We start from the raw sequence: 7630 nt of genomic DNA, 5'->3' as shown, positions 1-7630 counted from the left end.
TCCTTCCATGCGGTATGCATGGAAGGATGACCCATTTAGTTAAATTTTATTCATTTTCTTAACTTGATGGCTATGGCCCATATCGGGCAGCTTATTTACATAACAATTGTTATCAGAGGTGTGCAAACAACTCAATGCAATGTCATCTTAATTCGAGTTTTTCCAACTCTTCTTCAGGAATATTGCTATATTTGTAATGAATCGTTTTTATATCATTTCCTTAGAGATGATATTATTGCTTATTGCACGTTTCAACCTATTAAAAGCCAATCATGTAATCTTTAAAACCCCTCGTTAACTAGCTCTTTTATCGAGTTTAATTTTGAAGAAAGCTCGATAAACCATTCTTCGTCTCCTGTTAATAATGCAAGGTCTATCAGGTAAAGGATTTGCTCCTTATTGATTACCTTTGATTCAGGAAGTTTGTTAACATGTTTACTAAAGAGTAAAATCGCTTCGTTTTTTGTGTACTTGTCGTCGCGTTTCACAATACTAACTGTAACTACATCTTCCACTTCATCAAGCGATACAACGTAACCAACTATAAATTCGCCCTCATTTGATATTCCACGAACCCAATCTCCTACTTTTAAAACTTGATTATTATTTGACATCATACTTTTTCACCTTCTTATAAATATTTTTTGTGGTGATAAAAAAGAAATAAAAACGAAATTAAACTGTAATATTTTCCATTACATTTAAATAGTAAGAACTTACGTCTCTATATAACAAGTGAGCCGCTTAACGTTCTTGATTGATAAGATCAACAACTTCTTTCATTGTGTAATTCTTTAAGTATTCACCTAGATGTTCTTCCGCACCTAAGAAAATAGTGAACAGCACTTTTCGCATGTTTGAACCTACAATACACTGATCATTTGATTCTGGGCACTTAGGCTGCAATGCACCTTCAGAGGTTATTTGATAAATATGCCAAAGATTAACTTCATCTAAATCTCGGGCGAAAATAAAACCGCCACCAGTCCCCTCTTTCGATTGTATAAACTTATGTTTTTTTAACAAACTTAGCACTTTGCGAATGCGTACTGGGTGAACCCCCGCACTTTCTGAAATAGCATTACTTGTTGACATCCTGTCTGGTTGTAAAGCTAAATAAGTTAAACTGTGTATGGCCAAAGTAAAGTCGCTGCTCATTGTTTTCCTCCTACGATCAAAAATATTATTTCTCCTATATTAACATACTGTAGCCATAAATATTACAGATAGGTTAGTCAAACGTTAAAATATATAAGAACCACTCTTAGCATAAAGAAATACATTCCATAACTCCCTTTAGCTTTTTAAGTTAAACATACATTTAAAGACTCCATTGTTTCTTCACTTGCTCTTCTGCCAATTGTTTAATTTTTGTCCATATCGTATCTTTGCTTACAATAACATTTGTTTGATAATTTCTATCATTATAATTGACTGTAACACATACTTCTATCATTTCCTGCTTCCTCCTTTCAAACAAATTTCTTATCTATATTTAAGTCCTGAAAAGTCTTGGATTTAGTTATAATCTCTAACTTATAACTTCATTTTTTTGATAATCATATTTAAAAATCCCACTGTTTTTTGACTTGTTCTTCTGCCAATTGTTTAATTTTTGTCCACACCGTATCTTTACTTACAATAACATTTGTTTGATAGTTTCTATCTTTATAATTCACTGTAACGCATACTTCTATAACCTTCAGTTTCCTCCTTTCAAAAAATTTCTCTCTCATACCATTACTTATTAATTAGCCAACTTTTGCAGTTCAATATTTAAAAATGTTCGAACGCTACGTGGTAAAAATTTACGAATTTCTTCGTCATTAAAACCAATCTGTAATCTTTTCTCGTCCAGCATAATTGGGCGACGCAACATTAGCGGATGCTCAATTATTAATTGATAAAATTCATTCAGCGAAAGCTCATCTATATTTATATTTAAGTCTTGAAAAGTTTTGGATCTAGTTGAAATTATTTCAGTGGCACCCTCTTCAGTTAAACGAAGAATGGATTTAAGTTCATCCACTGTCATAGAATTGGATACGATATTTTTTTCAGTATAATCAATTTGATTCTCTTCCAGCCATGCTTTCGCTTTTCGGCATGAAGCACAACTTGCTGTTGTATATAAAACCACCATATTTCACTCACTCCTTTAATGTTCTTTATAAAATGTACACTTTAAATATCATTTGTTGAAATGTATTAAAAAAAATTACAGTTTAGAATCAAATTCACGTAATGTTAGTTATTCGGCAATGTTTCGTTTATTTTTTACTACTCGGTTCTTTGCATGCTTCTTTTATAAAATAGTTGAAACTACATTTTACAGATGATGACAACTCACTTCTTAAATCTATACTGTAATTTTAAACCTTACAGTTCTATTAATCAAATGTTAAGTCTTGGATTAATTAATCATTTTTTGTGAATGTCCCCATAGTGTTATGCTGACCAATTCTAAATGCACTTCAAAGTACATTTTATTCATTTCTTACTTACATGTGTTAGTATGAACGATATTTCGCATAATAAAAAGTACGTACTTTAAAGTGTTATAGGTACTAAAAAGTAACATATAAACTTTCTAGTGCAGTTCTACATCGGTTATTATGAACGATATTTCGCACAATAAATAGTGCGCACTTTAAAGTGTTATAGGCACTAAAAAGAAATAATTTTATTATTAAAGCGTATGTAAGTCCAAAACTGCAATCTACATTCATCAAAGGAGTTTTTTATGAAGACATACAATATTCCTGTAGAGGCAACTTTAGAAGTTATTGGCGGAAAGTGGAAGGTTGTTATTCTTTGCCATTTAAAAAAAGGAACAAAAAGAACGAGTGAATTAAAACGTTTAATGCCTGGTATTACACAAAAAATGTTAACACAACAATTACGTGAACTGGAAGAAGACGATGTCATCCAAAGGAAAGTATATGACCAAGTGCCACCGAAAGTAGAGTACTCTTTAACGGATTACGGTTCGTCTTTAGGAGCTATACTCGATTCCCTCTGTTCCTGGGGAGAAGTTCATCTTGAAAAAAACGGGAACACATCCATGCTGATTACAGCAGACGAATAATAGCTGTTCCTACTATATTGAAAACAGAAAATAGGTTGAGGCAATACGTGCCCCAACCTATTTTTTATACCTCTTTATAACTTTTTGCAGTAATAACTGTTTCGAATTCAAAGGTTTCCGGCAAGTGATCGGCGTAAGAGTATTCAAAAGTGCGTCCATCCGTTAAGTAGGCCACCTGTTCCACTCTCATTAGGAAATCTTGATTTGTTAAGTTCATAAATTGCTTTTCTTTATCATCCGGGCGAATTCCTTTAACCCTAACAACGGATGTTCCCACTTGAAGACCTAGTTTATTTTGAATGTGGGAGTAGATTGATTCCTCTAAAACAGAAACCTCAATACCTGGAATGACCGAGATCGGCATCCATGTATGCTCCATAATCGTTGGAATACTGTGAATGATGCGGAGGCGGATGATTTTATATACAAAATCCCCTACTGAAATACCCAATTTTTCAGCAATGACTTCATCGGCACCGACAATCGTAAACTCAATAATTTTACTTTCTACCTCACTGCCATAAACAGCTTTCGTACCTGTTAAAGTTTGAATCATTCGCGCCTTTTCTTGCTGACGCCAATCTTGAACGACCGTTCCACTTCCGCGCCGGCGAATGATGTAGCCGTCTCTAACTAACAGATCGAGCGCTTTTTTTATAGTAAGGACAGAAACATCAAATTCTTCAGCAAGGACGGGGCTACTTGGAATTTTTTCGTTAATCTTATATTCGCCGTCTAAAATTTGCTGTTTCATTTTTTGATAAATGCCGAGGTATTTTACTTGTGTGGATCCGCTTGCCATTTCCATACCTCCTTTATGCTGTATTCCCTCTTCTATTCATTTAAGTTTAAAGCCTCAAGTTTGTAAACGGAAGGTGATGGCGCAGCAAATCCGTTTTCTAAGATTTCAATATTCGTTACCGCTTCTTCGTCTTTCACAAGCTTTGGTGCACCATTTACAATTGTTTCATACGCTGCATCATAAAAACGACCGTAATCACCAAGTGGCGTTTTAATTTGTTTTTCAATCCAATCACTGTTTGCGTTGCGATATTTCGCAATTCCATAGTACATCGGTGAATCTTCACCAAATCCTGCACTCTCAGGCATAATACCCGCTTTCAAATCATTTTCCTGCTGATCTTCACCATATTTAATAAACGATCCATTTGTTCCATGAACGATAAAGCGCGGATAATCTTTCGCTACAACATGGTTCGTTTTCAGTTTAATTTTCAACTTATTTCCGTAATGTAGACCAACATCGAAATAATTATCAACCGCACCTTCCACTTCATTATTACGAATATCGTATGTCACCGTATCTGGACGGCCAAACAGTGAAATCATACGGTCCATCGTATGAATACCTAAACTGTAAAATGAACCTTCTTCTTTTGGACCTTCGTGAGTGATTGAACCAGGACGGAAATAATCAATATGTGATTCAACCTCAACAATATCACCAAGGAATCCTTGTTCTATAACTTGCTTCACAGCTAAGAAATCACCATCAAATCGACGGTTTTGATAAGGCATAACTACTACACCTTTTTCTCGTCCTAAGGCTAACAATTCTTTCGCATGTTCCACTGTATCGCAAAATGGTTTTTCAACAATAACTGATTTTCCAGCAAGTATAACTTTTTTCGCTAATTCGTAATGCGTATGCGCTGGCGTACAGACGGTCACCACTTGAATTTCTTTATCATTCAACAATTCATCCAAATCAGTAGTGAAACTAACACCTTTTTCCTTATATGGAGCTGCTAATTCTTCATTAATTTGGCGAGCAAAAATTGTTTTTACTTTTATATTTTTACGTATATTCACATACGGTAAGTGATAGCGGTTAGCTGATTTTCCAAATCCAATAAAGCCCATTGTTAATGTCATATTCTTCAACTTCCTTGCTCATAAATTTTTGATTCTATTTTTATTATATATTTTTATTGTTAAAAGTATATAGTTTTGTTTTTAAAATTATATATAAAAAAGTAGAGATCGGAATCATTTTCTGATTCCGATCTCTACTTTAAGTTATAGACTTATGTCCTACCATCATTTTATTTACACTCGATGAGTAGTTACAGAGCTGCTTCATTACATGCTCTTATTCATACATATAAGAACGTGTCATCGGAATTGTATCGTTAATACCTTTTGTAAATACAAATTGATGTAAATCAATATTGCCTGTAAAGAACGAAGCTGCACATGCATTTAAATATAAGCGCCACATACGAATGAATCGCTCATCTTTCGTTTTGCGAACTTCCTCCAGTACGTTTTCAAAATTTCGAGCCCAATGCTGTAATGTTTTCCCGTAATGTCTACGTAAGCTTTCCACATCAACAATGTAAAATTGTTCGTTTGTCATGTTCGTGATTAATTCGTTAACAGCAGGAACATATCCGCCAGGGAATATATATTTTTCAATCCAACCATTCGTAGCACCACCATTGGCCGGGGAAGTAATACAATGAAGTAGAGAAATCCCACCATCATTTAGTAGTGCATTCACTGTCTCAAAGTATTGTGTAATGTTGTCTTTTCCTACATGTTCAATCATACCTACACTAACAATTTTATCAAATTTACGATTCTTAATATCACGGTAATCAAGTAAAGATACTTCAACTAAATCCGTAAGTCCCTCTTGTTTAATTCGTTCGGAAGTCTTAGCATATTGTTCCTCACTTAACGTTACTCCCATCGCTTTCACACCGTACTGCTTAGCGGCAGCTGTAATGAGCTCACCCGCAACCAATATCTAATAGCGTATCACCTTTTTGAAGGTTCAACTTTTTCAAAATATGATTCACTTTATTATGCTGAGCTGTCGTTAAAGAATCTTGCTCATTTTGGAAATACGCACAAGAATACGTCATTGTTTCATCTAGCCATAATTTATAGAAATCGTTCCCAATATCATAATGATGAGCAATATCATCTTTATTTTTTTGTTTTGAGAAATTCCATTTACTTTTGAAATATTGCAACTTACTATCACCTAAAAAGCTATCCTGCCTTTTATAAATTGATTGAATTGCTTTTTCAAGATTCCCTTCTATTTCAAGATCTCCATTCATATATGCTTCACCGAATGCGATAGAAGGATCCTTAGCAATCTCTTTTTTTGAAAGCGGCTTATGGAATGTTACATGAAATTGAGGTTCCCCTTCTCTATATTGTATTGTTTCTCCATTCCAAAGTGTAATTTGAACTGGATCTGAAAAAAGATTTTTAAGTATTTTTTTATAAAAAAGTTCTTCAACCATATAAACATCTCCTACTAAAGAAATTGAACAAAAAACTATACTAGTTAATAAGTCTTTTTGAACATAGCTTAAAACCGTTATGACTTCTTGCTACGAGTGTCATTATAAAACGGTTATATTATGAAGCATAGTACGTACTTTAAAGTGATGAAGGCACTTTTAAGTATCTATGAAAACTTTAATCCATTATTCATCACGGCTAAAACAACTGCTATTCTGGTATAGATCCCTACTTTTCACCGTAGTAACTTTCTAAAGTTTTATACTGAAAAAACACCACCTCATCAATAGGTGGCGTTTCAATATTACATATATAGATTTCACTTAACTTTACTATTTTTTCTATCTATGCATCGTTCTCCCCATACGGTCAATTGATTTAATACATTTTGCAAAGACCACCCATAATCAGTTAAGGAGTATTCTACTCGGGGTGGAATTTCATTATAGATTTCACGTGTAATCACACCATCATCTTCTAGCTCACGTAATTGTTGCGTCAACATTCTAACAGAAATTTCAGGAATTAGACGCTGCAACTCGCTCGTTCGCTTCGTTCCTTTCGTTAAGTGACATAAAATGACGACTTTCCACTTTCCCCCGATAATTTCTAAAGTTGCTTCTATCGGTATATTGTATTGTTTCACACAATCTCCCTCCTTTTTTCTAAATTTCTTCTCTATTGTTACGTAAAAACAAATAATTTTCTATACGGCACATTTTAGTTCCTACAGCACAAAAAAGTACCTATATTACCAAAAAGTAATTATGCCGTTTAAAAATATTCCTATATACAAAAAGAAAAACGAACGTATTCTCGTTCGTTTTTTTCTTGTTTATTCTGCTGTAATGAGCATAGACGTGTTGCCATTCTTTTCAAGATGATGTTCTCCCCAGTTACAAAGAGAATCGAGTATAGCATCTAAAGAATGACCGTATTCCGTTAACGAATACTCTACTTTTGGCGGCACTTGGTTATACACTTTTCTCTCGATTACACCATCTTCTTCTAATTCACGTAATTGTTGCGTTAACATCTTTTGTGTAATACCAGACATTAATTGTTTTAATTCGCACGTTCTCTTTTTATCTTTCTTTAAATGACAAAGGATTACTACTTTCCACTTCCCACCGATAACCTGTAAAGTCGCCTCTACAGGAATATTATATGTTTTCATATAAAAATCTCCTCGTATATTATATTTAAGCTGTTATTTCAGCTTTAAATTCCCTTAATAAGAGACCCGTAAATTAATACTTG

At 33.9% G+C, this 7630-nt stretch carries 10 protein-coding genes and 1 pseudogene; 1 reads left to right on the top strand and 10 read right to left on the bottom strand.

The window, feature by feature from the left end; all coding sequences use genetic code 11:
* Positions 1 to 281: 281 nt before the first annotated feature.
* The 5 genes from PDQ33_RS27550 to spxA form a co-directional block, all read right to left on the bottom strand.
* Positions 282 to 617, bottom strand: a complete 336-nt coding sequence (locus PDQ33_RS27550; protein WP_000987473.1) for an IDEAL domain-containing protein — start codon at positions 615 to 617, stop codon at positions 282 to 284.
* Positions 618 to 744: 127 nt separating this feature from the next.
* Entirely contained in the window at positions 745 to 1158 is a 414-nt protein-coding gene (saiR, locus tag PDQ33_RS27545; protein WP_000093217.1) for an Rrf2-family transcriptional regulator SaiR, read from the bottom strand.
* 163 nt (positions 1159 to 1321) lie between these two features.
* Entirely contained in the window at positions 1322 to 1456 is a 135-nt protein-coding gene (locus PDQ33_RS27540) for a BA3454 family stress response protein (protein WP_000573531.1), read from the bottom strand.
* A gap of 109 nt (positions 1457 to 1565) precedes the next feature.
* Positions 1566 to 1706, bottom strand: a complete 141-nt coding sequence (locus tag PDQ33_RS27535) for a BA3454 family stress response protein (protein WP_226791654.1) — start codon at positions 1704 to 1706, stop codon at positions 1566 to 1568.
* Positions 1707 to 1747: 41 nt separating this feature from the next.
* Complete coding sequence (spxA, locus tag PDQ33_RS27530) at positions 1748 to 2143, bottom strand: transcriptional regulator SpxA (protein WP_000261177.1); 396 nt, start codon at positions 2141 to 2143, stop codon at positions 1748 to 1750.
* Between the two features lie 600 nt (positions 2144 to 2743).
* On the opposite strand from spxA, the gene PDQ33_RS27525 reads away from it, so the two are divergent.
* On the top strand, positions 2744 to 3088 hold the full coding sequence (locus tag PDQ33_RS27525) for a winged helix-turn-helix transcriptional regulator (protein ID WP_061131035.1): 345 nt from the start codon (positions 2744 to 2746) through the stop codon (positions 3086 to 3088).
* 64 nt (positions 3089 to 3152) lie between these two features.
* Here the strand turns inward: PDQ33_RS27525 and PDQ33_RS27520 are convergent, their stop codons facing one another.
* The 5 genes and pseudogenes from PDQ33_RS27520 to PDQ33_RS27500 form a co-directional block, all read right to left on the bottom strand.
* Complete coding sequence (locus tag PDQ33_RS27520; RefSeq protein WP_061131036.1) at positions 3153 to 3890, bottom strand: GntR family transcriptional regulator; 738 nt, start codon at positions 3888 to 3890, stop codon at positions 3153 to 3155.
* 32 nt (positions 3891 to 3922) lie between these two features.
* Positions 3923 to 4984 carry an oxidoreductase gene (locus PDQ33_RS27515; RefSeq protein ID WP_061131037.1) on the bottom strand — a complete coding sequence of 354 codons (1062 nt, stop codon included), beginning with the start codon at positions 4982 to 4984 and terminating at the stop codon, positions 3923 to 3925.
* A gap of 217 nt (positions 4985 to 5201) precedes the next feature.
* Positions 5202 to 6369, bottom strand: a pseudogene (locus PDQ33_RS27510) (cyclopropane-fatty-acyl-phospholipid synthase).
* 320 nt (positions 6370 to 6689) lie between these two features.
* Positions 6690 to 7016, bottom strand: a complete 327-nt coding sequence (locus PDQ33_RS27505; protein WP_270395231.1) for a winged helix-turn-helix transcriptional regulator — start codon at positions 7014 to 7016, stop codon at positions 6690 to 6692.
* A gap of 189 nt (positions 7017 to 7205) precedes the next feature.
* The gene (locus PDQ33_RS27500) at positions 7206 to 7547 is read right to left on the bottom strand and encodes a winged helix-turn-helix transcriptional regulator (RefSeq protein ID WP_000860838.1); all 342 of its coding nucleotides are present in this window, start codon (positions 7545 to 7547) and stop codon (positions 7206 to 7208) included.
* Between the last annotated feature and the right edge of the window lie 83 nt (positions 7548 to 7630).

Source organism: Bacillus cereus group sp. Bc031, from assembly GCF_027716265.1.
Lineage (GTDB): Bacteria > Bacillota > Bacilli > Bacillales > Bacillaceae_G > Bacillus_A > Bacillus_A paranthracis.
This window is presented reverse-complemented; position numbering and strand designations above follow the sequence as displayed.

Coding starts and splice junctions, on each gene's coding strand:
- PDQ33_RS27500 (WP_000860838.1), bottom strand. CDS start 7,547: ATGAAAACATATAATATTCCTGTAGAGGCGACTTTACAGGTTATCGGT.
- PDQ33_RS27550 (WP_000987473.1), bottom strand. CDS start 617: ATGATGTCAAATAATAATCAAGTTTTAAAAGTAGGAGATTGGGTTCGT.
- saiR (WP_000093217.1), bottom strand. CDS start 1,158: ATGAGCAGCGACTTTACTTTGGCCATACACAGTTTAACTTATTTAGCT.
- PDQ33_RS27515 (WP_061131037.1), bottom strand. CDS start 4,984: ATGACATTAACAATGGGCTTTATTGGATTTGGAAAATCAGCTAACCGC.
- PDQ33_RS27525 (WP_061131035.1), top strand. CDS start 2,744: ATGAAGACATACAATATTCCTGTAGAGGCAACTTTAGAAGTTATTGGC.
- PDQ33_RS27520 (WP_061131036.1), bottom strand. CDS start 3,890: ATGGCAAGCGGATCCACACAAGTAAAATACCTCGGCATTTATCAAAAA.
- spxA (WP_000261177.1), bottom strand. CDS start 2,143: ATGGTGGTTTTATATACAACAGCAAGTTGTGCTTCATGCCGAAAAGCG.
- PDQ33_RS27540 (WP_000573531.1), bottom strand. CDS start 1,456: ATGATAGAAGTATGTGTTACAGTCAATTATAATGATAGAAATTATCAA.